The 24,102-nt window shown below is 59.8% G+C and carries 22 protein-coding genes and 1 riboswitch; of the genes, 11 read left to right on the top strand and 11 right to left on the bottom strand.

What is annotated here, in order from left to right:
- Nucleotides 1-237: 237 nt before the first annotated feature.
- A complete protein-coding gene (phhA, locus tag CFU_RS20925; RefSeq protein ID WP_081466525.1) occupies nucleotides 238-1,131 on the bottom strand; it encodes a phenylalanine 4-monooxygenase in 894 nt (297 codons plus the stop codon).
- A 168-nt stretch (nucleotides 1,132-1,299) separates the two neighbouring features.
- Between phhA and CFU_RS20930 the strand changes: the two genes are divergently transcribed.
- The gene (locus CFU_RS20930) at nucleotides 1,300-1,818 is read left to right on the top strand and encodes an Lrp/AsnC family transcriptional regulator (protein ID WP_014007994.1); all 519 of its coding nucleotides are present in this window, start codon (nucleotides 1,300-1,302) and stop codon (nucleotides 1,816-1,818) included.
- Nucleotides 1,819-1,825: 7 nt separating this feature from the next.
- Here the strand turns inward: CFU_RS20930 and CFU_RS20935 are convergent, their stop codons facing one another.
- From CFU_RS20935 to CFU_RS20950, 4 genes are read right to left on the bottom strand one after another with little or no spacing between them, the layout of a single operon-like run.
- Complete coding sequence (locus tag CFU_RS20935; protein ID WP_014007995.1) at nucleotides 1,826-2,524, bottom strand: GNAT family N-acetyltransferase; 699 nt, start codon at nucleotides 2,522-2,524, stop codon at nucleotides 1,826-1,828.
- 33 nt (nucleotides 2,525-2,557) lie between these two features.
- Nucleotides 2,558-3,784 (bottom strand): multifunctional CCA addition/repair protein, encoded by a 1,227-nt coding sequence (locus CFU_RS20940; protein WP_014007996.1) that lies wholly within the window; start codon nucleotides 3,782-3,784, stop codon nucleotides 2,558-2,560.
- An 11-nt stretch (nucleotides 3,785-3,795) separates the two neighbouring features.
- The gene (locus CFU_RS20945) at nucleotides 3,796-4,506 is read right to left on the bottom strand and encodes a glutathione S-transferase family protein (RefSeq protein ID WP_014007997.1); all 711 of its coding nucleotides are present in this window, start codon (nucleotides 4,504-4,506) and stop codon (nucleotides 3,796-3,798) included.
- Between the two features lie 33 nt (nucleotides 4,507-4,539).
- Nucleotides 4,540-6,552, bottom strand: a complete 2,013-nt coding sequence (locus CFU_RS20950) for a lytic transglycosylase domain-containing protein (protein ID WP_014007998.1) — start codon at nucleotides 6,550-6,552, stop codon at nucleotides 4,540-4,542.
- Nucleotides 6,553-6,585: 33 nt separating this feature from the next.
- On the opposite strand from CFU_RS20950, the gene CFU_RS20955 reads away from it, so the two are divergent.
- Complete coding sequence (locus tag CFU_RS20955) at nucleotides 6,586-7,182, top strand: 5-formyltetrahydrofolate cyclo-ligase (RefSeq protein ID WP_148264907.1); 597 nt, start codon at nucleotides 6,586-6,588, stop codon at nucleotides 7,180-7,182.
- On the opposite strand, the gene metF is transcribed toward CFU_RS20955, so the two are convergent.
- The 5 genes from metF to metK form a co-directional block, all read right to left on the bottom strand.
- On the bottom strand, nucleotides 7,177-8,031 hold the full coding sequence (gene metF / locus CFU_RS20960) for a methylenetetrahydrofolate reductase [NAD(P)H] (RefSeq protein ID WP_014008000.1): 855 nt from the start codon (nucleotides 8,029-8,031) through the stop codon (nucleotides 7,177-7,179). The genes CFU_RS20955 and metF overlap by 6 nt on opposite strands.
- Entirely contained in the window at nucleotides 8,032-8,376 is a 345-nt protein-coding gene (locus CFU_RS20965; protein ID WP_041742591.1) for a phage holin family protein, read from the bottom strand.
- 63 nt (nucleotides 8,377-8,439) lie between these two features.
- Nucleotides 8,440-9,882: an adenosylhomocysteinase gene (gene ahcY / locus CFU_RS20970; protein ID WP_041742593.1), complete on the bottom strand. Its 1,443-nt coding sequence runs from the start codon at nucleotides 9,880-9,882 to the stop codon at nucleotides 8,440-8,442.
- Between the two features lie 26 nt (nucleotides 9,883-9,908).
- Nucleotides 9,909-9,983, bottom strand: a riboswitch (S-adenosyl-L-homocysteine riboswitch).
- 79 nt (nucleotides 9,984-10,062) lie between these two features.
- Entirely contained in the window at nucleotides 10,063-11,130 is a 1,068-nt protein-coding gene (locus CFU_RS20975; RefSeq protein WP_081466526.1) for an AI-2E family transporter, read from the bottom strand.
- A 136-nt stretch (nucleotides 11,131-11,266) separates the two neighbouring features.
- Complete coding sequence (gene metK, locus CFU_RS20980) at nucleotides 11,267-12,427, bottom strand: methionine adenosyltransferase (protein WP_014008004.1); 1,161 nt, start codon at nucleotides 12,425-12,427, stop codon at nucleotides 11,267-11,269.
- Between the two features lie 277 nt (nucleotides 12,428-12,704).
- On the opposite strand from metK, the gene CFU_RS20985 reads away from it, so the two are divergent.
- The 3 genes from CFU_RS20985 to dapF are packed head-to-tail and all read left to right on the top strand — an operon-like array spanning nucleotide 12,705 to nucleotide 15,370.
- On the top strand, nucleotides 12,705-13,577 hold the full coding sequence (locus CFU_RS20985) for a lysophospholipid acyltransferase family protein (protein WP_014008005.1): 873 nt from the start codon (nucleotides 12,705-12,707) through the stop codon (nucleotides 13,575-13,577).
- The gene (locus CFU_RS20990; RefSeq protein ID WP_014008006.1) at nucleotides 13,574-14,482 is read left to right on the top strand and encodes a lipid A biosynthesis acyltransferase; all 909 of its coding nucleotides are present in this window, start codon (nucleotides 13,574-13,576) and stop codon (nucleotides 14,480-14,482) included. Before CFU_RS20985 ends, CFU_RS20990 begins: the two co-directional genes overlap by 4 nt.
- A 24-nt stretch (nucleotides 14,483-14,506) precedes the next feature.
- Nucleotides 14,507-15,370: a diaminopimelate epimerase gene (gene dapF, locus CFU_RS20995; RefSeq protein ID WP_014008007.1), complete on the top strand. Its 864-nt coding sequence runs from the start codon at nucleotides 14,507-14,509 to the stop codon at nucleotides 15,368-15,370.
- Nucleotides 15,371-15,389: 19 nt separating this feature from the next.
- Here the strand turns inward: dapF and CFU_RS21000 are convergent, their stop codons facing one another.
- Nucleotides 15,390-17,000 (bottom strand): tetratricopeptide repeat protein, encoded by a 1,611-nt coding sequence (locus CFU_RS21000; RefSeq protein ID WP_014008008.1) that lies wholly within the window; start codon nucleotides 16,998-17,000, stop codon nucleotides 15,390-15,392.
- A 419-nt stretch (nucleotides 17,001-17,419) separates the two neighbouring features.
- Between CFU_RS21000 and CFU_RS21005 the strand changes: the two genes are divergently transcribed.
- The 6 genes from CFU_RS21005 to CFU_RS21030 all read left to right on the top strand — a co-directional run bounded on the left by CFU_RS21005 (nucleotide 17,420) and on the right by CFU_RS21030 (nucleotide 23,806).
- Nucleotides 17,420-18,535, top strand: coding sequence for a porin (locus CFU_RS21005; RefSeq protein WP_014008009.1), 1,116 nt, complete (start codon nucleotides 17,420-17,422; stop codon nucleotides 18,533-18,535).
- Between the two features lie 363 nt (nucleotides 18,536-18,898).
- Nucleotides 18,899-20,071, top strand: coding sequence for a porin (locus CFU_RS21010; RefSeq protein ID WP_014008010.1), 1,173 nt, complete (start codon nucleotides 18,899-18,901; stop codon nucleotides 20,069-20,071).
- Between the two features lie 192 nt (nucleotides 20,072-20,263).
- Nucleotides 20,264-20,926 carry a DUF484 family protein gene (locus tag CFU_RS21015; protein WP_014008011.1) on the top strand — a complete coding sequence of 221 codons (663 nt, stop codon included), beginning with the start codon at nucleotides 20,264-20,266 and terminating at the stop codon, nucleotides 20,924-20,926.
- A gap of 23 nt (nucleotides 20,927-20,949) precedes the next feature.
- On the top strand, nucleotides 20,950-21,924 hold the full coding sequence (gene xerC, locus CFU_RS21020; protein WP_014008012.1) for a tyrosine recombinase XerC: 975 nt from the start codon (nucleotides 20,950-20,952) through the stop codon (nucleotides 21,922-21,924).
- Nucleotides 21,925-22,082: 158 nt separating this feature from the next.
- Entirely contained in the window at nucleotides 22,083-22,652 is a 570-nt protein-coding gene (locus CFU_RS21025) for a Fur family transcriptional regulator (RefSeq protein WP_148265031.1), read from the top strand.
- Between the two features lie 98 nt (nucleotides 22,653-22,750).
- Nucleotides 22,751-23,806, top strand: a complete 1,056-nt coding sequence (locus CFU_RS21030) for a CobW family GTP-binding protein (protein WP_041742597.1) — start codon at nucleotides 22,751-22,753, stop codon at nucleotides 23,804-23,806.
- Nucleotides 23,807-24,102: the final 296 nt, after the last annotated feature.

Below are 24,102 nucleotides of genomic sequence, written 5' to 3' on the forward strand. Positions count from 1 at the left end.
TTCCCTCAATGCACGCCGCAACAACTGGATAGAGCAACTGAGCGCGGCGAAATGGGCGTAACAACTGTAACAACTGGTAAATCAAATAGGAATGGGAATCAACCAGGCGTGTAATGGCACCTTGTCTGATGCGGCTGAATACCCTCCCCAGGACCAGCCGCGTCGGGCATTCCTCCCTCTAGTGTTCCCATTATCACTAGTTTGCGGATTCTGCTCTCCCCGGCAGAATCCGCTTTTTTATTTCAGCGCCAGATTGGTTTCACCCGGCAACAACGTGTTTGCCGGCAACGGCTGCAGCGCCTTCAGGCGCTCGTACATCGGCGTGAAATCCGGCGCCGTGTCGTTGAACAGCTGCTGGAAATCGTCAATCACGAAATAAGTTTCCTGGTAGGAATCGATCTTGTACAAGGTCCGCATCACGCGTTCGACATCGAACGGCAGCCGCAGCGAGGCCGGGCTGGTCAGGCAATGCTCGATTTCACCGCCCGACGACAAGATCCCGGCGCCATATACACGCAAACCCTCAGGACTCTGGATCAGGCCGAATTCGACGGTATACCAGTACAGGCGCGCCAGCATGGCCAGGCCGTCCAGCTTCATCGCCTTCAGAGCGCCCTTGCCGTACTCTTGCAGATGGTCGGCGAAAATCGGATTGAACAGCAGCGGCACATGGCCGAAAAAGTCATGGAACACGTCCGGTTCGACGATGTAGTCGAACTCTTCTGGATCGCGCAGCCAGACCGTGACCGGGAAGCGGCGATTGGCCAGGTGCTCGAAGAAAGTATGGTCCGGCACCAGGCCCGGCACCGCCACCAAAGTCCAGCCGGTAGCCTTGAACAGCAGGTCTGAACTGTCTACGAAGCGAGGAATGCCGTCGCCGATGTTGAGCAGTTCCAGGCTTTCGATGAATACGTCGCAAGCCCGCCCCGGGATCAGCTTGGCTTGCCGCTGGTACAGACGGCGCCATAGCGCATGCTGCTCCGGCGTGTAAGCATCCCAGTCCTGCTTGACCACGTATTGGGCGTCGATCTTGCTGTAATCGCCGCGCAACGCCGCGCCGTCCGATTTTTCGGCGACGGTGGCAAAAAAATCGTCGGTATTGACGCCCATGTCCTTTACCTTTGCATCCATTTTTTCTTTCCTGACGAACTTTCTTGAATTAAGCGCTGAATTAAGCACGCCCTGCGCTCCAATGCCTACAGTATAGGGCCGAGTTAAGGGCAGTTAATTGCAAAATTCGCCCCGCAGAGAAAAATTTGCGCAATAATAATATGAAAACCATTCTCTTTAGGGTCATTTATGCCAACGATTGCAATGGATGCAACAGACCGCAAAATTCTGGCGATCTTGCAGGAGGATGGCCGCCTGAGCAACCAGGAGGTGGCGGAACGGGTCAACCTGTCGCCGTCGCCGTGCCTGCGCCGCATCAAGCAGCTGGAGCAGGCCGGCGTGATACGGCAATATGTGGCGCTGCTGGAGCCGGACAAGATCGGCCTGGGCCTGCTGGCCTACATCAACGTGCGCCTGGAGAAACATAGCGACCCGCAATACCTCAGCGGCACCAAGGCGGCGGCGCAAAACCAGGCCATGTCGCCGCGCGCCTCTTTTTCCGCCGCCGTCGAGCAGTGGCCGGAAGTGGTTGCCTGCTATGCGATGACCGGCGAAATGGATTTCCTGCTGCGGGTGCATGTGGAAGACATGACGCATTTTTCGCGGTTCATGATGGAAACATTGCTGCGCCATCCCGCGGTGCTGGACGTCAAATCAAGTTTTGCCCTGCAGCGTATCAAAGATACGACGGCGCTGCCTCTGCTTTAATTGCACCTTAATCACGCTTGATGCCGGGCAGGCTGCCCAGCCATTTCAGCGCGGCGCGCAAGTTCGCCTTGAGCGTGTAGTCGAGCGTCGCCACCTGTTCCTGCACGGCTTCCTGCAACACGCTGGCCGGATTGGCCGGCGCCAGCTTCAGGTAGGCGTCGGCCTCGCCGTAATCGCGATGGATGGCCATGCCGGCTTTCTTGGCGATGTGCATCATCACCTTGTTCGACGACAGGCAATGCATGTACAAGGTATCGATATCGACGTTGCGGCAACGGATCGCCGCCCGTTCAAACAAGCGGCTGCCGACTCCCATGCCGCGCGCGGAGGCGGCCACCGAGACGCCGAATTCGGCCACCCGCTCCTTGCTGGTGGATGCGCTCACCGAGGGCAGCGCTTCGCGCGGCGCAAACGCCAGGTGGCCGACGCCGAGCAGGCGCAATTTGCGGTCGTAGACGCCAAACACCGTATCGCGCGAGAAATCGATATTTTCGACATAACGGCTGAGCAGTTCATCCGATAACACCGAACCGAAGCGCAGCAGGCGATCGCTGCTGCTCAATGCCAGGAAATGGCGCAGCAAGCGCCTGCGGGCGCGGCGCGACAATTCCTTGACGAAAATGATTGGCCGCGATGCCTTGCCCGGACCGGCGCCGCCGGTTTTCCCCGGCGCCTGGCTTGCGCTACCTGCCTCTGCTGTTGTCATCCCGGCTTTCCCTTTCGGACCAGCTTACTCGGATCATGAACGCTGTGCTTGCACTACCTGCTCAACCATTTCAACCCGCGCTGCATGGATCGCTTCGGGTATCCGTTGCGGCTGCTGCTGGAACATGCCGGCGATCACGCCGGCATTCACCGATTGCGCCGCCTTCAAGGCGGCCTGCAGATAAGCAAGTTGCGGAAACGGCTTGCCGGCATAACCGGCCCGGCCGCGATAGTCGCATTCGGTGGCGCGCAGCATGTCGACGAAGCGCTGCGGCTTGCGAAAGGCGTCGCAGCGTCCCAGCAGGTTGACGATCGTGTTCGCGCGCAGCTCGAATGCGCGGCCGACATTGCCGTGTTCGCGCGCCGTCATCAACGCCAGGTCGCGCGCCTCGCCCGGCACCTTGAGGCGCTGGCAAACCCGTTCCACCAGCTCTACGCCCAGCCCTTCATGACCGTGATGGCTGGGCCAGCCGGCGGCCGGCGTCGCGCCTTTGCCGAGATCGTGCACCAATGCAGCGAAGCGCACCGGCAATGCATGGTTTTCTGCGGCGGCGGTATCGACCACCATCATCACGTGTACGCCGGTGTCGATTTCGGGATGATATTTTTCCGGCTGCGGAATGCCCCACAGGACATCCAGTTCCGGCAGGATGCGCGCCAGCGCACCGCAAGCGCGCAAGACCTCGAACATGCGCGACGGCCGGCTTTCCATCAGGCCGCGCGCCAGTTCCTGCCAGACTCGCTCCGGCACCAGCGCGTCAACCTCGCCGGCCGCCACCATGCGCTGCATCAGCGCATTGGTTTCCGGCGCTACCGTAAAGTCGGTAAAGCGCGCGGCAAACCGGGCGACGCGCAAGATGCGCACCGGATCTTCGGCGAAGGCGTCGGAGACATGGCGGAATACCCGGTCTTGCAAATCCCGGCGGCCGTTGAACGGATCGGCCACGGTACCGTCTCCGGCGCGCGCGATGGCGTTGATGGTGAGATCGCGCCGCACCAGGTCCTGCTCCAGCGTGACGTCGGGATCGGTATGGAACACAAATCCCTTGTAGCCGGGCGCAGTCTTGCGTTCGGTGCGCGCCAGCGCGTATTCCTCATGCGTGTCTGGATGCAGGAACACCGGAAAATCCTTGCCGACCGGGCGAAACCCCTGCGCCAGCATGTCGTCTGGCGTAGCGCCGACCACCACGTAGTCGCGGTCTTTGACCGGGAGTCCGAGCAACTCGTCGCGCACCGCGCCGCCGACTGCAAAAACTTTCATGGATTGAACCTTTAATCCGGCGGAACTGCGTCCGGCAGTATTTCGGTTTCCGCCAGCGCTTCCTGCATCCAGCGCGCCACCGCGGGATGCGCTTGCACCCGCTCGGCGTAGGCCTGCAAGGCAGGCGCCAGCGAAACGCCGTAGCTGCGGAAACGCATCACTACCGGCGCAAAATAAGCGTCGGCAATCGAGAAGGCGCCAAACAGGAATTGATGGTGGCCGAATTCGGACAGGCAGGTTTCCCAGATTTCAACCACCCGTGCGATATCGGCCTGGGCGCCGGCAGTGCGGCCGTATCCCGGCTTGTTTGTGCGGATATCCATCGGCATGTCCGAACGCAGCGCCGCGAAGCCTGAATGCATTTCAGCGCATATCGAACGGGCGGTGGCGCGCGCCAGCATGTCTTGCGGCCACATGCCGAGATCGGGAAACTGTTCGGCCAGGTATTCGCAGATCGCCAGCGAATCCCAGATCGCCGTTTCGCCCACCATCAGGATCGGCAGCCGGCCGCTGGCCGAATAGCGGCCGATGCGGTTTGCGGTGTCGGCCTGGCGCAGCAGGATCTTGAGCTCTTTGAACGGAATCCCGAAAGCGGTCATCGCCACCCATGGCCGCATCGACCATGAAGAATAATTCTTGTTGGCGATCACCAGCAGCAAGCCGTCCGCGCCGGCTTTTTGCAAGGCGGCGGACAGGCTGGGATCAAGCTCGGTGGTTTGCATAGGCGACTCCGGATCTCGACATTCTATGCCATATCAAGGCAAGGCCGATTCAACAAACCCCTTGGGCGCAACGGTGCCCAGCCGCGCCTTCAAGGATTGCGGCTTGCCGTCGAACAAGGCAGCGTAATAAGTCGCGTTGGACAATACATTCTTTACATAACCGCGGGTTTCGCTGAACGGGATCGATTCCGCAAAAATCGCGCCTTCGACCGTGCCCGGCAAGGTCGAACGCCAGGCGCGCGGCCGCCCGGGGCCGGCGTTGTAGGCCGCCGACGCCAGCGCTTGCGAGCCGTCCAGGTCGGCCAGCACCATGCTCAGGTAATTGGTGCCCAGCAGGATGTTGGTGTTGACGTCGGAAATCTGGTCGTTGGTGAAGCCGCTCAAGCCGATTTTTTTAGCAACCCAGCGCGCCGTCGCCGGCATCACTTGCATCAGGCCGCTGGCGCCGACATTCGAGCGGGCGCTCCTGATAAAACGCGATTCTTGCCGGATCACGCCATAGACCCAGGCCATGTCGAGCCCCAGGTTCTGGGTATTGGTAGTCATCACGTCGCGGTGGGGCGAGGGGAACCGCTGGTTGAAATCGACTTCAACCTTGGTGCGGTCGGAAGTATTCACCATGCGGTCCAGGACATTGTTCTGGCGGGCGAACTCGGCCGCCGTCAGCAGTTGGCGGTCGGTCATCTTGCGCAACTCCCAGTTCCACTCGCGCGCCCCTTCGAAACGCAGGTTCATGTCAAAAAACCGCAACGCACGGCGGAAGCCTTGGTTATTTACCATCGGCGCCATTTCCGCCGGGCTGAAGGCCTGGGTGGAAGAAACCGCAATGATTTTCTGGCCCAGCTCTTCCAGCGCCAATTGGCCGTAGAAGTTGGTCTGGTCGGCGATCGACTGGAACTGCTGCTGCGCCTGCTCGGATTTGCCCAAGGACTGGTCGGCCCGGGCTTGCCAGTAGACCCAGGCCGGATCGCCGCGCAAAGCCTCCGGCATCGCCTCGACGCCGCTGCGCACCAGCTTCCAGTCGCCGGCGCGCAGGGCGGAACGGACGCGCCACTGATAGGCATCGCCCGACAATACCGCATTGCTCTTGACCTGGCGCCAATAGTCGATGGCCTGCGGCTCCAGCTTGAGCGCCGACTGCAGCGCTACCTGCGCCCATGCCAGCGAACGCTCGGATGAAGTCAGCTGGTCAGATCCGGCGCTCAGCGCCGCCGCTGCGCGGCCGCTATCGTTCTTGGCTACCCGCCCCAAGGCGAGGATGAACAATTCGTGGTTGCTGCGGCCGGCGCCGGGGCCGCGCGCCAGCACCAGCGCCGACTTGTCGATGGCTTGCGCCACCTGGGAATCGTCGGCGTCGATGTACGGCGTCATGCGGCGCGCAACGCCGGCAAAACCGGCTTCTACCGCTTGCCGGATCTGGAACCAGACATCGTCGGCGCTGAACTGGCCGTTTTGCGCCAGCATGCCGATCAGCCCGGTGCAACCCTGGCCGTAATCCTTGGGCGTAGTCAGCAAGGCGCGTGCTTCATTGGCGACATTGACGCCTTTCAAGGCGGCCGAGGTCAGCGCGTAACATTTCAGTTGGGTATCGTCGTCGAGGACGAATTTCGGATATTGCTCGTCGAAGGTGTTCCAGTCGCCGGCCTTGCCCAGTTCCAGCAGCCAGTCATTGCGCAAGCGGTCGGCGATCGCACTGCCGTCGTAGCGCGCCAGGTAGTCGCGGATATCCGACTGCGGCGCCACCAGGTCCTTGATCAGCGGTTTCAGGCGGTAATAATCGACATAGGAAGGAATGTCATAATCACTTAAAGTAGAAGCCAGCAGCTCCGCTTTATCCGCATTGTTGGCGCGGGCGGCATCGCGCAGGGCCAGGAAACTGTCGTCCTGGCCGGTGTAGCTGGCTGCGGTGGCGCCGTTTGCGGAACGTTTCTGGGCATAAGCAGCGCTTGTCATCACAGCGGAAGAAGCCACGGCGATGGCGATGACAACAAGCCATTGCGTTTTGAACTGCGTTTTGAACCGCGTTTTAAACTGCGTATTAAACATATAACTGCCAACCTTATTTTACGAGTGCGAACGATGACGTCTAGCATAGCATGTGATGCCAGGGATGCAACACCTGGACCGGACAAAGCGCAGCTGCGGCGTGCCTTGCTGGCAACGCGACAGGCTATCGACCCGGCGCACCGCCGCAATTGGGATGCGGAACTTGGAAAACGGGTGATCGCCTGGGCTAGCGGTTGGGGCCTGGCGTATCCGGACGGCACGCTGGGCGTCTATTGGCCGATCCGCGGCGAACCCGACCTGCAACCGGCCTACGCCGAACTGACAGCGCGCGGCATGCGCCTGGCGCTGCCGGTGGTGATCGATGTCGACAGCCCGCTGCGCTTTGTCGGCTGGAGCCCGGGTGAAGCCATGGTCAAGGATGGTTTCGGGGTCGCCATACCGGCCAGCTATGTGACCGTGATCCCGCAGGCCTTGCTGATTCCCTGCGTGGGTTTTAACCGCAACAAGATACGGCTGGGTTACGGCGGCGGCTTTTACGACCGCACGCTGGCGCCGCTGGCGCGGCCGCAGACAGTCGGCATCGCCTACTCTTGCGCGCTGGCGGAATTTGACGGCGCAGCGCACGATATCGCGCTGGACGCCGTCATCACTGAAGCAATGAGTTTATAACTTGAGGCGCTGCCAGATGGCGATGGTCGCCGGCGATTGGTTCAGCGTGTAGAAATGCAGGCCGGGCGCGCCGCCCGCCAGCAAACGTTCGCACAGTTGGGTCACCACATCCAGGCCGAAGGCCCGGATCGAATCGCTATCGTCGCCGTAGCTGGCGAGCTTGAGGCGGATCCAGCGCGGGATCTCGGTGCCGCACATGTCTGAAAAACGCATCAGCTGCGAATAATTGGTGATCGGCATGATGCCTGCGATCACCGGCACCGCAGCACCCAGTTTCTGGGCTTCGTCGACAAAGCGGAAATACGCATCGGCATTGTAGAAGTACTGCGTGATGGCGCCGTTGGCGCCCGCCTTCACCTTGCTGACAAAACGCTGCACGTCGTCTTGCGGCGACTTCGCCTGCGGATGCATTTCAGGATAGGCTGCGACTTCGATATGGAACCAGTCGCCGGTTTCGGCACGGATGAATTCCACCAGCTCATTGGCGTAACGGAATTCGCCGGAAGAAATATCCATCGCGCCGTAACCGCTCGGCAAATCGCCGCGCAACGCAACCAGGCGCTTGATGCCATGATCCTTGTATTGCGCCAGGATGGTCCGCAGCGATTCGCGCGAACTGCCCAGGCAAGACAGGTGCGGCGCCGCTTCGTGGCCTTCGCTGCGGATATCGAGCACGGTATCCAGCGTACCCTTCTGGGTCGAACCGCCGGCGCCGAAAGTGACCGAAAAATACCGCGGATGCAGCTCGGCCAGCTTGGCGCGCGTCACACGCAGTTTTTCCGCGCCCTCGGGCGTCTTCGGCGGGAAAAACTCAATGCTGAAATTCTTTTGAGCGTTTTTTTGTGACATCTAATTCTTCTTCAGTAGCAAGGTGGACAGCGCCCACGAAACGATGCTGTACAAGATGGCGCCGCCAACCGCAGACCAGAAACTGGCCACGTAAAACCCGCTCACCAGGTGCGACACCAGCCAGAACATCAGGCCGTTGATGATGAAGATGAACAAGCCCAGCGTCAGCAAGGTCGCCGGCAAGGTCAGCAGCAGCAGGATCGGACGGATCAGGGTATTGACGAAACCCAGCACCAGCGCCGCGATCAGGGCCGCGCCGAAACTGGCGAACTGTACCGAATGCATCAGATACGGCACCGCCAGCAAGGCCAGGGTATTTATCAGCCAGGTAATCAGTAAGCGCATCGTGTGTTCCTCTTGGTGTTGCAAGGCCTGGGCACCGGCGTATGCCGGTGCCCAGCCTGGCGGTTAGTAACGGTAGTGTTCCGGTTTGTAAGGACCGGTTTGCTTGACGCCGATGTAAGCCGCCTGCTCTTCGGTCAAGACCGACAGCTGCGCATTCAGTTTTTTCAACTGCAGGCGCGCGACTTTTTCGTCCAGGTGTTTCGGCAAGGTGTACACGCCGACCGGGTAGGCCTTGGTGTTGACGAACAATTCGATCTGGGCGATGGTCTGGTTGGCGAACGACGAGCTCATCACGTACGACGGATGGCCGGTGCCGCAACCCAGGTTCACCAGGCGGCCTTCGGCCAGCAGGATGATGCGCTTGCCGTCCGGGAAAATGATGTGGTCGACTTGCGGCTTGATGTTTTCCCAGGTGTACTGCTTCAGCGCGGCGACTTCGATTTCATTGTCGAAGTGGCCGATGTTGCAGACGATTGCCTGGTCCTTCATCTTTTGCATGTGGGCATGGGTGATCACATGGTAGTTGCCGGTGCAGGTGACGAAGATGTCGCCGTGCTCGGCCGCATATTCCATGGTCACCACGCGATAACCTTCCATCGCCGCCTGCAGGGCGCAGATCGGATCGACTTCAGTCACCCAGACCTGCGCCGACAGCGCGCGCATGGCTTGCGCCGAACCCTTGCCGACATCGCCGTAACCGGCGATCACGGCAACCTTGCCGGCGATCATGACGTCAGTCGCACGCTTGATGCCGTCGACCAGCGATTCGCGGCAGCCGTACAGGTTGTCGAACTTGGACTTGGTGACCGAATCGTTGACGTTGATTGCCGGGAACGCCAGCTTGCCTTCCTTGTGCATCTGGTACAGGCGATGCACGCCGGTAGTGGTTTCTTCCGTCACGCCCTTGATCTGGGCCAGGCGCGTCGAATACCAGTTCGGCGCAGTCGCCAGCTTTTTCTTGATGGCGTTGAACAGGCAGATTTCTTCTTCCGAGCCTGGATTGTTCAAGACCGAAATATCTTTTTCCGCGCGGGTGCCGAGGTGCAGCAGCAGCGTTGCATCGCCGCCGTCGTCGAGGATCATGTTGGCTTGCTGTTCGCCCGGCCATTCGAAGATGCGGTGCGTGAAATCCCAGTAGTCGTCCAGCGATTCGCCCTTGAAGGCGAACACCGGGGTGCCGGCGGCAGCAATCGCGGCGGCGGCGTGGTCCTGGGTCGAATAGATATTGCAGGATGCCCAGCGCACCTTGGCGCCCAAGGCTTCCAGGGTCTGGATCAGCACTGCGGTCTGGATCGTCATGTGGATCGAACCGGTGATGCGTGCGCCCTTGAGCGGCTGGGCTGCGGCGAATTCTTCACGGATCGCCATCAGGCCCGGCATTTCGGTTTCGGCGATCTTGATTTCCTTGTCGCCCCAGGCGGACAAGCTGATATCGGCGACCACGTAATCGTGGCTGGTGGAAGTTGTCGAGGAATGTGTAGATGCGTTCATGACTGCGGCGTTCATCACGCCCTCCTTTCGTTAGAAAAAAAGTAACGTGAGCGCAGTTGCAAAATGACTGTACCAAGCCTGGCAGACGGTGTCTGTCGCAACGCTCCTTGGATACGATCCACTATTTTAAAGCAAACGGCCAGCTTTCGGCTAGCTGAAGCGCTTATTCCGGCTATCCGGCTTGGCGAACAAGCCTCAGACCCAGCCCATTTCGTGCAACTCGCTCTTGATATAAGCATAGTAGATCGGCGCCGCCACCAGTCCCGGCAGGCCGAACGCGGCTTCGGTCAGGACCATCACCAGCAGCAACTCCCAGCTGCGCGCATTGATCTGCGAGCCGACGATGCGCGCGTTCAGGAAATATTCCAGCTTGTGGATCACGATCAGGAACACCAGCGCCGCCAGCGCCACATAGATCGACACCGACAAGGCCACCAGCACGATCAGCGTATTCGAAATCAGGTTGCCTATCACCGGCAGCAGGCCTGCCAGGAACGTGACCACGATCATGGTCTTGGTCAACGGCAGGTGGATGCCGCCGAGGCGCAGCACCACCAGCAGGAAAATCGCTGTCAAGGTGGTGTTCAGCAGGGAAATCTTGACCTGGGCGAACACCACGCGGCGAAACGCATCCGCCAGCAGCTGCGCCCGTCCCAGCAATTCGGCCGCCAGCGGCTGCAGCAGCGGCATCGGATGGGCGGCGTTCAAGGCCACCATGGCGCCTAGCACCATGCCCACCAGTACGTGGACGAATACCTGCACCGCTTCCTTGCCGGCCAGCTGCACTTCGCCGCGATGCGACTGCAGCCAGTCGCTGATGATCTCGCGGATGTCGTCGATATCGTCCGGCAGGTATTGCTGCAGCCAGGCCGGCAGCTGGGTGCGGGCCTGGTCCACCACTACCATCAGCTTCCCTTGCAGCACCTGGATGCGGTCGGGGCCGCCGTGGAAAAAGGCCGCCAGCCCGACTATCGCTAGCGTCAGCGCGCCGATGATGATCGCCGACAGGAACACGACCGAAATCAGGTGCGCGCGCTGGCTGGTCAGGCGCCGCTGCACCAGGGGCGTCAGGGTACGCACCAGTTCGTACACCAGCAAGCCGGCCAGCAAGGCCGTCAGCATGTGCAGGGTCATCACCAGGAACAGCCCGGTGAGCGCGACCAGCCAGGCCGCCAGGCGAAAACGCGGCAAGGTGGTGATCACGGGACGCAAAGGACGCTGATCGGCAGATGGTTCGGAAACGGTTTGGGGGGCGGAGGCCATGGCGGGACTTGTTCTTTTGTCGTAGTCACTGAGGTGGTCAGTGTAGCAAGTCGTTACCATCGTGCAAAGCACGATTCTGGCATTTGGCGCGGCAAGACGGGGAAATGCTTCCCCCCGCCTTGCCGCCAGGCGGCTGTTACAGCGCAGCGGCTTTCAGTGCGGCAGCCTTGTCGGTGCGCTCCCAGGTGAATTCCGGCTCTTCGCGGCCGAAATGGCCGTAGGCTGCGGTCTTCTGGTAGATAGGGCGCAGCAGGTCCAGCATCTGCACGATGCCTTTAGGACGCAGGTCGAAATGCTCCAGCACCAGCTGCGCCAGTTTTTCGTCGCTGATCTTGCCGGTGCCGAAGGTGGTCACCATCACCGAAGTCGGCTTGGCGATGCCGATGGCGTACGACACCTGGATCTGGCAGCGGGTGGCCAGGCCGGCGGCCACGATGTTCTTGGCGACATAACGGCCGGCGTAGGCCGCCGAGCGGTCGACCTTGGACGGGTCCTTGCCGGAGAATGCGCCGCCGCCGTGGGGCGCAGCGCCGCCGTAGGTGTCGACAATGATCTTGCGCCCGGTCAGGCCGCAATCGCCTTGCGGGCCGCCGATGACAAAACGGCCGGTCGGGTTGATCAGGTAGCGGGTGTTCTGCAGCCATTCCTTCGGCACCACCGGTTTGATGATTTCTTCGATCGCCGCTTCTTCGATCGCCTTGTGCTGCATTTCGGGCGCATGCTGGGTGGACAGCACCACGGTATCGATCGCTACCGGCACGCCGTCGACGTATTTCAGCGTGACTTGCGATTTTGCATCCGGACGCAGCCAAGGCAGGCGGCCATCCTTGCGCAACTGCGACTGGCGTTCGACGATGCGGTGCGCGTAATAGATTGCGGCCGGCATCAGTTCCGGCGTTTCGTCGCAGGCATAACCGAACATCAGGCCCTGGTCGCCGGCGCCCTGGTCGAGATCGATGCCCTTGCCTTCGTCCACGCCCTGGGCGATGTCCGGCGATTGCTTGTCGTAGCCGACCAGCACCGAGCAGCTCTTGTAATCGATGCCGTAGTCGGCGTTGTCGTAGCCGATGCGTTTGATGGTTTCGCGCGCGACGGCAATGTAATCGACATTGGCAAAAGTGGTGACTTCACCCGCCAGCACGACCAGGCCGGTATTGCACAAGGTTTCGGCGGCGACCCGGGCTTGCGGGTCTTGGGTAAAGATGGCGTCGAGGATAGCGTCGGAGATCTGGTCCGCGACTTTGTCGGGATGACCTTCGGAGACGGATTCGGAAGTGAAGAGGTACTCATGTGCCATAACAGGCTCCTACAAAAAAACAGTGGTGACCATGTCGCAGTCAAACCTGTTGAGCCTGCGACGCTTTAGCGAAATTTGTATGCCGCCTCGCAAGTTGTCTATTAACTCGGCGGATAATGCTAATTACTATATATTAAGATGATTCTGGCAAGCAATCTATCCGCCACCTAAAAACACCTTGCAACCTTATTCGGTTTTCAAACTATTGTGCTATTTTACGCCTCTTGAAAAAAATCGGCAAAATCCACCTTCTTTTGGCTCTTGATGAGCTCCGCCAATGCTTGTAACACTCTTCCGCCTGCTGTCGACGCTGCCCCTGCTTTTCCTGCATGCAATAGGGACGCTAGGCGGCTGGCTGGTATACCTGGCCTCGGCTTCGTACCGCGGCAAACTAAAAGACAATCTGTTCCGGGCCGGTTATCCGGCGGCTTTGCCGCAGGCCATCAGCGAATCCGGCAAGAGCATGTTCGAGCTGCCGTTCATCTGGTGCGCCGCGCCGCAACGGGTGCTGCGCACCGCCACCATCGAGAACTGGGAGCTGGCGCAAGCGGCGCTGGACGCCAAGACCGGCGTGATTTTCCTGACCCCGCACCTGGGCTGCTTTGAAATCATCGCCCAGGCGATCGCCACCAAGACCCCGCTTACCGCGCTGTACCGGCCGCCGCGCAAAGCCGCGCTCAAGCCCTTGATCGAAGGCGCGCGCGGACGCCACAACCTGTTGCTGGCGCCGGCCAACCTGGCGGGCGTGCGCACCCTGTTCAAGGCGCTCAAGAAGGGCCAGGCGATCGGCCTGCTGCCGGACCAGGTGCCGCAAAACGGCGAAGGCATCTGGGCCGATTTTTTCGGACGCCCGGCCTACACCATGACCTTGCCGGCCAAGCTGCAGCAGATGAGCGGCGCGCCGATTATCCTGTCTTATGCCGAACGCTTACCGTTCGGCCGCGGGTATGTGATCCGCTTCGTGCCTTTCGATGAAACGCCCGGCCACACCCCCGAGCAACGCACGCTAGCCATCAACCTGGCGATGGAAAAGCTGATCGCGCGCTGCCCGGCGCAATATATCTGGAGCTATAACCGCTACAAGACGCCGCCCGGGGTTGAAGCGCCGCCGGCGGTTTCCAACCCCGCCGCACCGGAGCAGCAGGCATGAGGGCCTTGCTCGGCTTGCTGTGGCTGGCGCATTTCCTGCCGCTGTGGATCCTGGGACCGATCGGCGAAGCCTTGGGCTCGCTACTGTTCATCATCATGAAACCGCGGCGGCACATCACGCTGACCAACCTGCGGCTGTGTTTTCCAGACATGACGGAAGCCGAGCGCGTGGTGCTGGCGCGCCGCCACTTCCAGGCTTACTCGCGCAGCGTGCTGGAGCGCAGCGTGCTGTGGTGGGCTTCTGAAAACCGCTTGCGGCGGCTGATCAAGATCGAATCGGACTTGCCGCTCAGTACGCTGCAGGCCGGCCCCACCATTCTGCTGTGCCCGCATTTCGTCTGCCTGGAAATTCCCGGCATCGCCCTGGTGCTCAATTCCTCGCTGTCGATCTGCACCATCTATACCCGCCAGCAAGATGCGGTGACCGATGCCGCGCTGCTGAAAGGCCGATCGCGTTTCCGTCCGGTCAAGCTCTTTACTCGCGAGCAAGGCGTCAAACCCATCATCCGCGCCATGCGCGAAGGTTTCCCGTTCATCATGCTGCCGGACATGGACTTCGGCATGAAGGACGCCGAGTTTGTGCCGTTTTTCGGCATCCCGACGGCGACGCTGACCGCTACCGCCCGCATTGCCGCCGCCACCAAAGCCAGCGTGGTGCCGATGATCGCAACTTTCCTGCCCGGCTACAGAGGCTGGAAAGTGACCTTCTACCCGGCCTGGGAAAATTATCCCGGCGACGACATGACGGAAGCCACGCGCCGCATGAACGCCTTTATCGAAGCCCGCATCCTGGAAGCGCCGGCGGAATATTTCTGGGCCCACAAACGCTTCAAGACACGCCCCCCTGGGCAGGCTGACGTCTATTCCCCGCCTGCGCCGGAGCAGGCCGACACTGCTGCGCACTAGCGCCGTTTCCATCATAATGGCTGCATGAAACTCAAATTCACAAAAATGCACGGCGCCGGCAATGATTTCGTCGTGATCGACGCGATCCACCAGCATGTCGATTTCACTCCTGCGCAGTGGCAGCGCCTGGGCGACCGCCGCTTTGGCGTGGGCGCGGATCAAATGCTGGTGGTGGAAAAATCGCAGGCGGAAGGCGTCGATTTCCGCTACCGGATTTACAACGCCGACGGCGGCGAGGTTGAACAATGCGGCAACGGCGCTCGCGCCTTCGTCAAATTCGTCACTGACAAGGGTCTCACCAGCAAGCGCGCGATCCGGGTGGAAACCATGTCCGGCATCATCGAACCGAAGCTGGAAGACGACGGCCGCATTACGGTCGCCATGGGCGCGCCGGTCCTGGCGCCCGCCGCGGTGCCGTTCGACGCCAGCAACCTGGATAGCCGGGCGATGGGCGAAGATACGCTCTGGCCGCTGGATGTCCAGGGCAAACAGGTATGGATCTCAGTAGTATCGATGGGCAACCCGCATGCGGTGCAGGTAGTCGAGGACAGCGAGGCGGCGCCGGTGCTGGCCGAAGGTCCGCTGATAGAACATCATCCGCGCTTTCCGCGGCGGGTCAATGCCGGCTTCATGCAGATTGTCGATCGCCACAGCATCAAGCTGCGCGTATTCGAGCGCGGCGCCGGCGAAACCCTGGCTTGCGGCACCGGCGCTTGCGCTGCGGTGGTTGCCGGCATCCGGCGCGGCCTGCTGGACTCGCCGGTCGCGGTGCAGACCCATGGCGGCGAACTGTCGATCGCCTGGGCCGGCGGACAGCAGGCGGTCATGATGACCGGCCCGGCGGTATCTGTATTCGAGGGCGAAATCGAAATCGCCGCGGCCGGTTAAGCGTCAGTGAGCATAAGCGTTAAAGGACTTCATCGGCTTCCGCCGCTGAAGACGGCACCGCGGTCTTGAAGCGGTATAGGCGCTGCCGGTAATTGCCTTCAGGTCCGTTCGGACCGCAATCCACATCTTCAAACAGGCGGGCGATCCGGGTCAGGGCCTGGCGCTCGTCGCCGGTCTGGATCAATATCAGGCGGCGTTTGCTGCGCGCATAGTGAGCGCGGATATCGATCACCAGGCAATGGCCGCAATCGGCCTGGTTCAAATCCAGCAGCAAAGCCTCGGGCCGGCTGAGGCCGAACAGCACGGCCAGTTCGATCCGTGCGGCCAGGAACGGGTGCGCCTTGACTTGTTCACGCGTCAGCTGCTGCTTGGCTGCTTCTGCCCAGGCCGCCGGCTGTGCGCTGTCGGCGATTCGCGCCAGCAGGTTTGCCGCTTCGCCGCTGCCTTGCGCCGCCGCTTTTTGCAGCCAGTAGACGGCGCGCACATCGTTGGCAAGTTTCTCGCGCCGGTTGCGCCAGGCGCTGAGCCCGCACTCCAGCTGCGCCGCGCGATGTCCCATTTCGGCGGCATGTTCCAGATGGCGCTGCATGTCGACCAGGTTGCGCTGCGAAAACTCCGACTTCAGGTAAATGCGCGACAAGGCATACCAGGCATCCGCCAATCCGGCTTCGCCGGCCAGCGTCAGCCAGCGGATTGCTTTTTTGTAATTGGCCGACCCGGTCCCCACCAGCAAACGTTCGCCGTCGCTGTTCATGCGGGCGTACCACAGGCCCAAGGCCAGCTGCGCGGCCTTGTCGTCGCCATACGCGGCCAGTTCCAGGAATTGCTGCACCTCGGCCGCATCGAAACCGTCGCTGGTCTGCAGCACCTGGGCGCTGCGCAGCAACAAGGACAGGTTTTCTTCTCCCAGCTGGCGCGCCAGAGTTTCCGACGGCACATTCAATTGCGCCAGGATATCGGCATACTGTTCCGACAGCGCCCTCGCCAGCGGCAACGCTCTTTCCAGAAACACCGGCCAGTCGGCTTTTTCCCATGCGAGTTGCGCCAGCGATTGCTGCGCCTGCATCACGCCGGCGTCGGCGGCACGCGCGGTCCATTTCAAGGTCGCGTCCTGTTCCGGCTTGGACTCAGGCTGAGTCTCAGACTGCACCCCGGCCAGTTTCTCACTTGGCGCCGCGCGGCCTGGCAACGGCGCGCTATCGGCGTGCTGCGCCAGCAGCCATTGCGCTTCGGCGATGCCGGCGTGGGCGGCGGTTTCCAGGGCCTTGATGACTTTGCCGTGCAAGCCCGGCAACACTTGCGGATTGCCGCCTTCGCGATTCAGCACCAATTGCGCCAGCACCAGGCCTGCCTGCATCAGGCCGGCGTCAAAAGCGCGTTCATACCAGACGCAAAGCGCCAACGGATCGCTCGCCGCCTCAGCCACTTCCAGCGGAATATGGCTGCCGATCAGCATCCATGCTTCGGACTCTTGCTGTTGTGCGGCGCGATCCAGCCAATGCAGCGCTGTCGACAAGCTTTGCGGCAAGCCGTTGCCGCCGAATAAATAGCGCTTGCCTAGGGCCAGTTGTGCGGCAGCTTGCCCGGCACGCGCCGCGCGAATAATCGCCAAGTCTTCACGTTTAGCCATAAATGCTCATTACCAAAACGTAAATTATCCTCGATAAATGCATGAAATTTTGTTTTTGCTCAATTTTTACAATATGTGAATCTTCTACGCAACACAAGTTCCCCGCAGACAGAAGCAGGTAAAGGATGCCGCGCTCCGACGCGCGCCAAATGTGGAAGGATAATTCCTACAATTTCGCTTAAATCGTGTCAAAAATGGCCAACTCCACTTAATAGTCAAAAAAAATCGGGGACAGAGAAGATTTTTTCTTGATATTCGTAGTAAAAATACAACGAATTCATCGAATACATGCAGTTTTGACAAATTTACAAATCCACAACAAACCAAACTGCAGGAAATCCGGGCAACTGCCTTTAAGGTTCAATCCTCCGACAAGACGTACGGATGCTTAAGACCGTTTTCTATTTAAAGGACGTCAAATGAAGAAATCACTAATCGCACTGACAGTACTCGGCGCAATCGCAGGTGCAGCACAAGCTCAAAGCTCCGTCACCATCTACGGTACCGTTGATGCCGGCGTTACCTACTCCAACAACAATGTTCCGGCTAACAATGCAAACGACGGCCGCCTAGGCGGCAGCAAGTTCGGCGTAGGCTCCGGCAACATCGATACTTCGCGCATCGGCTTCAAGGGCGTGGAAGATCTGGGCGGCGGCCTGAAAGCCCTGTTCCAGCTGGAAGCTGGCTTCAATACCGACACCGGCGGTTTCGAACAAGACAAGTCCCTGTTCAACCGTAAATCGGTAGTCGGCCTGGGCGGCAACTTCGGTAGCGTATTGCTGGGCCGTCAATCGGACGTCCTGGACGACTATGGTCACCAGTACACTTCCGTCAAGGATTTCGGCAATTTCGTCGGCAGCCCGCACGTTGGCGACCGCCTCGAAGGTTCGCGCACCCAGAATTCGATCCGCTATAACTCGCCAAGCTTCAGCGGCGTTACTGCCAGCGCCATTTACGGCTTCGGTGAAGAAGCTGGCGCCAACTCCAATGGCCAGGCTTTCGGCGGCGGCGTTGCTTATGACAATGGTCCTCTGGGTGCTTACCTGGGCTACTATCAGTCGAAGGCAGGCAAGAATTCCGCTGATACTGCGCCACTGTTCCAGCTGAACCCGGTTGCCGAAGGCGACACCATGAACAAGACTTTCAGCCTGGGCGCCAGCTACCAAGCTGGCCCAGCTCGCCTGTATGGCAACTGGTCGCGCATCAATGTTCCTGAGCAATACAAGCAGAACATTTTTGAACTGGGCACCGACTACGCTCTGACAGCCCCGCTGCACCTGCTGGCTTCGGTACAGCACACCCAGTACTCGCTGGACGGCAACACTGAAGGCAACAGTTCCAAGCCGCAGGTAACCCAAGTCAACCTGGGCGTGGATTACTACCTGTCCAAGCGTACCGATCTGTACACCCTGGCATCCTATGCCAAGGGCAAGAACGGTGCTCCGGTCGGCGACTACTCGGCTCCTGCGGTCCAGAACGACGCCGGCAAGAGCAACCAGGCTGCTGTTGCAATCGGCATCCGCCACAAGTTCTAATATAAGTTAGCCGCCTAGTGGCAAAGCTTGCTGTTGCATTAAATCCCGGGCGGTTCATGCCGCCCGGGGCTTTTTACCAGCCCTCGAGAAAAGCCTGATATCAGTTACGCAACATGCGTAATTGCCCAATTACCCATCCCGCATATCCCGATTTGCGCAAACCTGAGCCGCCGCAAGCGTTGCTCATGCCCTTCCTTGCCTGTCACAAAAATACAACACAATTAACAATCTTCTTCAATTTCGACCAATTTATAGCATCACAGGAAACCAAACCGCCAGCATAGCCAGCGAGACACCTTAATGTTCATCCATCCGGCAAGATGTACGGATCCTTAAGACAGTTTTCTAAATAAAGGACGTCAAATGAAGAAATCACTAATCGCACTGGCCGTACTCGGCGCAATCGCAGGTGCAGCACAAGCTCAAAGCTCCGTCACTATCTACGGTATCGTTGACACTGGCATCGTTTACACAAGCAAAGCCCTGACATCTACTGGTGGTACAGGCAGCAAATTCAGCATCAACTCCGGCATCATCCAAGGTTCGCGTCTGGGTTTCAAAGGCGTTGAAGATCTGGGCGGCGGTCTGAAGGCTCTGTTCCAACTGGAAGCTGGTTTCAACAACGACACTGGCGGCCTGCAAGGCGACAAGGGTACAACTACTCTGTTCCGTCGTAAGTCGGTAGTCGGTCTGGGCGGCAACTTCGGTTCCGTCCTGCTGGGTCGTCAAACTGACATCCTGGACGACGTCAGCCAATGGACTTCGGTTCAAGACTTCGGTGGTGTAACTGGTTCCGTCGGTCACAATCTGGACCGTTTGGAAGGTACACGTACTAACAATTCGATCCGTTACAACACTCCAGACGTATCCGGCTTCACCGGTAGCCTGATCTATGGCTTCGGCGAAACAGCTGGTCAAACTTCGGCTGGCCAATCGTTCGGCGCTGGCGCTCAATACGCTAACGGTCCTCTGGGTCTGTTCGCTGCTTACTACCAATCGAAACTGGGTTCGCCAACAGCTAGCGACACTTCGCTGATCAACGGTTCGCAAGTAGCTAACTTCTCCGGCAAATCCGGCGACACAGCTCTGAAGACATTCAGCATCGGTGCTAGCTACCAAGCTGGTCCTGCACGCCTGTACGGTAACTGGTCGCGTACCAAGCAACCTCTGGCAACCAGCTCGAACTCGGCTACTACCGGCATCCTGCAACCAGGCAGCTTCACAGTTGGCAGCTTCAACAACACCAAGGCTGACATCTTCGAACTGGGCGTGAACTACGCTGTTACAGCTCCTCTGCACCTGCTGGCTAGCGTTCAATACAACAAGCTGACATTTGCTGATGCTGGCGCCGACAAGGGCAAGCTGACCCAATTCAACCTGGGTACAGACTACTTCCTGTCGAAGCGTACTGACCTGTATGCTTTCGTTTCGAACCTGCGCGCTAAGGATGCTGTCAATCCAGGCGTCTACGGCGACAGCCTTGGCGACACTGGCAACCAGACAGCAGTTGCTGTTGGTATCCGTCACAAGTTCTAATTTAAGCTGGCCGAACCCGCGGCAGCAAGCGGGCAAGGTTGCTTGACTAGAGATGTAAAAGGCTCACATGGCTTGCCATGTGGGCCTTTTTTATTGTCTGCGCGACAGGACCTCCGGTTGTCATGCACCGGCATAGCGGTGTACCCTTGATCATTCTCTTTTTTCATCACCGATTTCATCACCGATACGCACATGAGCCTCCCACTGGATCCCGATACTGTCGCCCAATATCTGATCGACTCTCCCCATTTTTTTGAAGAACATGCCGAACTGCTGGCCAAGATCCGCCTCAGCAGCCCTTTGCTCGGCCGTGCCGTTTCGCTGCAAGAGCGGCAAATGGAAGTGCTGCGCGAAAAAATCAAGGTGCAGGACCTGCGCCTGGCCGACATGATGCGCAACGCCCAGGAAAATGATGCGAGCTCGCACAAGCTGTACGCCTGGACCCGCAGCCTGCTGCTGGCGCGTAATGACGTTGACTTGCCGCACACGCTGGTCGATGGCCTGCGCACCAGTTTTGGCGTGCCCCAGGCCACCTTGCGCCTGTGGGGCGTGGCCGAGGATTATTCGCATACATGGTTTGCCGCGGAAGCTTCCGAGGATGCCAAGATTTTCGCCAATGGCTTGAGCCTGCCGTTTTGCGGCAGCAATAATGACTTCGAAGCAGCTGCCTGGCTGGAGCATCACGTCCAGTCGGTAGCCATGCTGCCCTTACGCAGCGCCGCCGCCTCGGCTACCTTCGGCCTGCTGGTGCTGGGCTCGCCCGATCCGCAACGCTTCAGCGCCGACATGGCCACCGATTTCCTGGTGCAGATTGGCGAGACCGCAAGCGCTGCGCTGGCCTGCCTGCTCGAGTAAGCCCGCAATAATACGCCCGAATCATGAGCGTCGACGCCAACCAGGCTTACCTCAGCGGCTATCTGGACAGCCTGGCGGGCCAGCGCCAGTTGTCAGCGCATACCATCAGCAACTACGGCCGCGACCTGAAAGAACTGGCAAGCCTGACGCAAGCATTGGGCGATAACTGGCAGTTCGCCGCCATAACCCACTTCCATATCCGCAAATTTGCCGCGCAATTGCATTCGCGCGGCTTGAATCCCAGCTCGATCGCGCGCAAGCTGTCGGCCTGGCGCGGATTTTTCGAATGGCTGGCGGAGCAGACCACGCTCGCCAGCAATCCCGTCGAAGGCGTGAAAGCCCCCAAGCGCACCAAACCGCTGCCGAAAGCGATGGCAGCAGACGATGCAATACACCTGGTCGCCAGCGGCAACCCGCTGGCCGATGCCGGCTCCAGCATGGCGCTGTGCAACCAGGCGATGTTTGAACTGCTGTATTCCAGCGGCCTGCGGGTTTCGGAACTGGCCGGGCTGGACCTGCACTATAGCCGCCAGCCGGACCACGAATCGGCCGGCTGGATCGACCTTGACGCCGCCGAAGTGACGGTCACCGGCAAAGGCGGCAAGAAACGCAGCGTGCCGGTGGGAAAACCGGCGATACAAGCGATTGCAGCCTGGCTGCCGCAACGCGCGGCGCTGCTCAAAAGCGACCAGGGCGAACATGCGGCAGCCTTGTTCCTGACCGAACGCGGCACACGCGTCTCGCCGCGCGTGGTGCAGTTGCGGCTGAAACATCACGCGCAGTCGCTCGGCATCGCCAGCAATGTGCATCCCCACGTGCTGCGTCATTCATTCGCCTCGCACATGCTGCAGGGTTCAGGCGACTTGCGTGCCGTGCAAGAACTGCTGGGACATGCGTCGATTGCCGCCACCCAGGTCTACACCTCGCTTGATTTCCAGCGCCTGGCGCAGGTATATGACGCCGCCCATCCGCGGGCAAAAAAAATCACCGACAAATAACGCACGAGCAACCCACATGCAACTCGCATGCAACAAGCGCTTGAAACGCCAATTTGAAACTCAAATATGCAACTGAATTGCATTTCAGGCATAATTGAGGCCTTACCTACCCATATTGCACCATGAACCCAGGCCCAAAATCCAAATCTGTCGCGACCATGGCCGCCAGCAGCTCCCGTCCGCATACGGCGGCATTGGCCGAGGCCCAGCTGCGCGAGGTCGCGTTGCGTATCACGCCTGCCCGCATCAAGGTGCTGGCCGCCCTGCTGGAAGCACGTTGCGCTTTTTCTCATCAAGACATGCAAGACCAGTTTACCGAGATGGACCGGGTAACCTTGTACCGCGCCCTCGATTGCCTGACAGACGCCGGCCTGGCGCACAAGATCGCCGGCGACGACCGCGTCTTCCGCTATAGCGCCGGCACCGAACACAGCGAATCAAGCCACGCCGCCGGCCATTCCGGCCACGCCACACATCAAACCCAGCACCAGCACGGCCATTTCAAGTGCACCCGCTGCGCCAAAATATTCTGCCTGGATGGCAGCGGCGACGCAGGTTTCCTCGACAGCATGCTGGCGCTGGGCGACAGCCATGCCGGCAGCAGCACCACGCCGGCGAAGCTGCGCAAGCAGTTGCAGCAAGCCTTGCAAGACACGCTGGGCAAGGGTTTCCAGGGCCACGAGATCGAACTGACCATCAAGGGCTGGTGCGCAGACTGCGCGCATTGATTTGCAATAGCGCGCAGTTGCAGCCACGGCTGGCCCATTCGAATTCCCCCGCGCACTTCCTCATCCCTATATCGTTTTTTACTTTTCCGGATCGCGTCATGGCACTTATACCCACCACTATCCTGACCGGCTTTCTCGGCGCCGGCAAAACCACTTTGCTCAACCGCATCCTGCAACAGCAGCATGGCCATAAGATTGCCGTGATTGAAAATGAGTTCGGCCAGGAAAATATCGACAATGAAATCCTGGTCCAGGACAGCACAGAACAAATCGTCGAAATGAACAACGGCTGCATCTGCTGCACGGTGCGCGGCGACCTGATCGTCGCCCTGACCACTTTGGCGCGCCGCCGCGCCGCCGGCGAGCTGAACTTCGACCGGGTGATCATCGAAACCACCGGCATGGCCAACCCGGGGCCGGTAGCGCAAACCTTCTTTGTCGACGACGAAGTGGCGATGCACTTCATGCTCGATGCAATCGTCACCGTGGTGGATGCAAAACACGCGATGATGCAACTCGACCAGCAGGAAGAAGCGCAACGCCAGGTCGGTTTCGCCGACAAGCTGCTGCTCTCCAAGACCGACCTGGTGACGACGGCAGAGGTAACCGCCCTGACCAGCCGCCTCAAGCGCATCAACCCGCGCGCGCCGATCATCACCCTCGATCCGCAGCACACGCCGATAGAAGAAATCCTGGATATCCGCGGTTTCAACCTCAACGCCAAGCTGGAAATCGATCCTGACTTTTTGGCAACAGAGGAAGAACATGGCCACGAACACAGCGGCGACGATTGCGATCACCCCTCCCACCAGCACCAAGGGCACGGCCACCACGACCATCACCATGCACATCACGATGACGAAATCGCCGCTTTTGTTTTCAAAAGTGAAAGACCTTTCGACACTGCTCGCCTGGATGAATTCCTGGGCGGCCTGGTGCAGGTCTACGGACCGCGCATGTTGCGCTACAAAGGCGTATTGTTGATGGATGGCGCCGACCGCAAGGTAGTGTTCCAAGGAGTGCACCAGATCATGGGCAGCGACGTCGGCGGCAAATGGGACGCAAATGAGACACGCGGCAGCAAAATGGTCTTCATTGGCAAGAATCTGCCGAAAGACATCTTTATTCGCGGTTTGGAGCAATGTTTGGTATAAACTATGGCAGTTTTGCGCTGGGAAATCACTGGATAGCGGCCAATCACACCATTGCCTGGCCGCTGATTAAGGGAGAGGACCATGAACCTGACCGTTAAAAAGACCGTTGCCAAGAAGGCATCGGCCTCGCTAGGCAAATCGACGCCGAAGGCCCGGCAGGCTGCCGTTCCCGCCAGCAGCACAGTGAAAAAAGCAGTCAAGAGCGCCGTGACAGGCGTTGCCAAAAGCACCGTAGCTGCAAAATCAGCAAAACTTTCCGCCAAGGCGCCGCGGAAGACCGAGACCCCAGTTGCCAC

It is taken from the genome of Collimonas fungivorans Ter331 (assembly GCF_000221045.1).
Lineage (GTDB): Bacteria > Pseudomonadota > Gammaproteobacteria > Burkholderiales > Burkholderiaceae_D > Collimonas > Collimonas fungivorans_A.

Coding starts and splice junctions, on each gene's coding strand:
- phhA (WP_081466525.1), bottom strand. CDS start 1,131: ATGGATGCAAAGGTAAAGGACATGGGCGTCAATACCGACGATTTTTTT.
- CFU_RS20930 (WP_014007994.1), top strand. CDS start 1,300: ATGCCAACGATTGCAATGGATGCAACAGACCGCAAAATTCTGGCGATC.
- CFU_RS20935 (WP_014007995.1), bottom strand. CDS start 2,524: ATGACAACAGCAGAGGCAGGTAGCGCAAGCCAGGCGCCGGGGAAAACC.
- CFU_RS20940 (WP_014007996.1), bottom strand. CDS start 3,784: ATGAAAGTTTTTGCAGTCGGCGGCGCGGTGCGCGACGAGTTGCTCGGA.
- CFU_RS20945 (WP_014007997.1), bottom strand. CDS start 4,506: ATGCAAACCACCGAGCTTGATCCCAGCCTGTCCGCCGCCTTGCAAAAA.
- CFU_RS20950 (WP_014007998.1), bottom strand. CDS start 6,552: ATGTTTAATACGCAGTTTAAAACGCGGTTCAAAACGCAGTTCAAAACG.
- CFU_RS20955 (WP_148264907.1), top strand. CDS start 6,586: ATGACGTCTAGCATAGCATGTGATGCCAGGGATGCAACACCTGGACCG.
- metF (WP_014008000.1), bottom strand. CDS start 8,031: ATGTCACAAAAAAACGCTCAAAAGAATTTCAGCATTGAGTTTTTCCCG.
- CFU_RS20965 (WP_041742591.1), bottom strand. CDS start 8,376: ATGCGCTTACTGATTACCTGGCTGATAAATACCCTGGCCTTGCTGGCG.
- ahcY (WP_041742593.1), bottom strand. CDS start 9,882: ATGAACGCCGCAGTCATGAACGCATCTACACATTCCTCGACAACTTCC.
- CFU_RS20975 (WP_081466526.1), bottom strand. CDS start 11,130: ATGGCCTCCGCCCCCCAAACCGTTTCCGAACCATCTGCCGATCAGCGT.
- metK (WP_014008004.1), bottom strand. CDS start 12,427: ATGGCACATGAGTACCTCTTCACTTCCGAATCCGTCTCCGAAGGTCAT.
- CFU_RS20985 (WP_014008005.1), top strand. CDS start 12,705: ATGCTTGTAACACTCTTCCGCCTGCTGTCGACGCTGCCCCTGCTTTTC.
- CFU_RS20990 (WP_014008006.1), top strand. CDS start 13,574: ATGAGGGCCTTGCTCGGCTTGCTGTGGCTGGCGCATTTCCTGCCGCTG.
- dapF (WP_014008007.1), top strand. CDS start 14,507: ATGAAACTCAAATTCACAAAAATGCACGGCGCCGGCAATGATTTCGTC.
- CFU_RS21000 (WP_014008008.1), bottom strand. CDS start 17,000: ATGGCTAAACGTGAAGACTTGGCGATTATTCGCGCGGCGCGTGCCGGG.
- CFU_RS21005 (WP_014008009.1), top strand. CDS start 17,420: ATGAAGAAATCACTAATCGCACTGACAGTACTCGGCGCAATCGCAGGT.
- CFU_RS21010 (WP_014008010.1), top strand. CDS start 18,899: ATGAAGAAATCACTAATCGCACTGGCCGTACTCGGCGCAATCGCAGGT.
- CFU_RS21015 (WP_014008011.1), top strand. CDS start 20,264: ATGAGCCTCCCACTGGATCCCGATACTGTCGCCCAATATCTGATCGAC.
- xerC (WP_014008012.1), top strand. CDS start 20,950: ATGAGCGTCGACGCCAACCAGGCTTACCTCAGCGGCTATCTGGACAGC.
- CFU_RS21025 (WP_148265031.1), top strand. CDS start 22,083: ATGGCCGCCAGCAGCTCCCGTCCGCATACGGCGGCATTGGCCGAGGCC.
- CFU_RS21030 (WP_041742597.1), top strand. CDS start 22,751: ATGGCACTTATACCCACCACTATCCTGACCGGCTTTCTCGGCGCCGGC.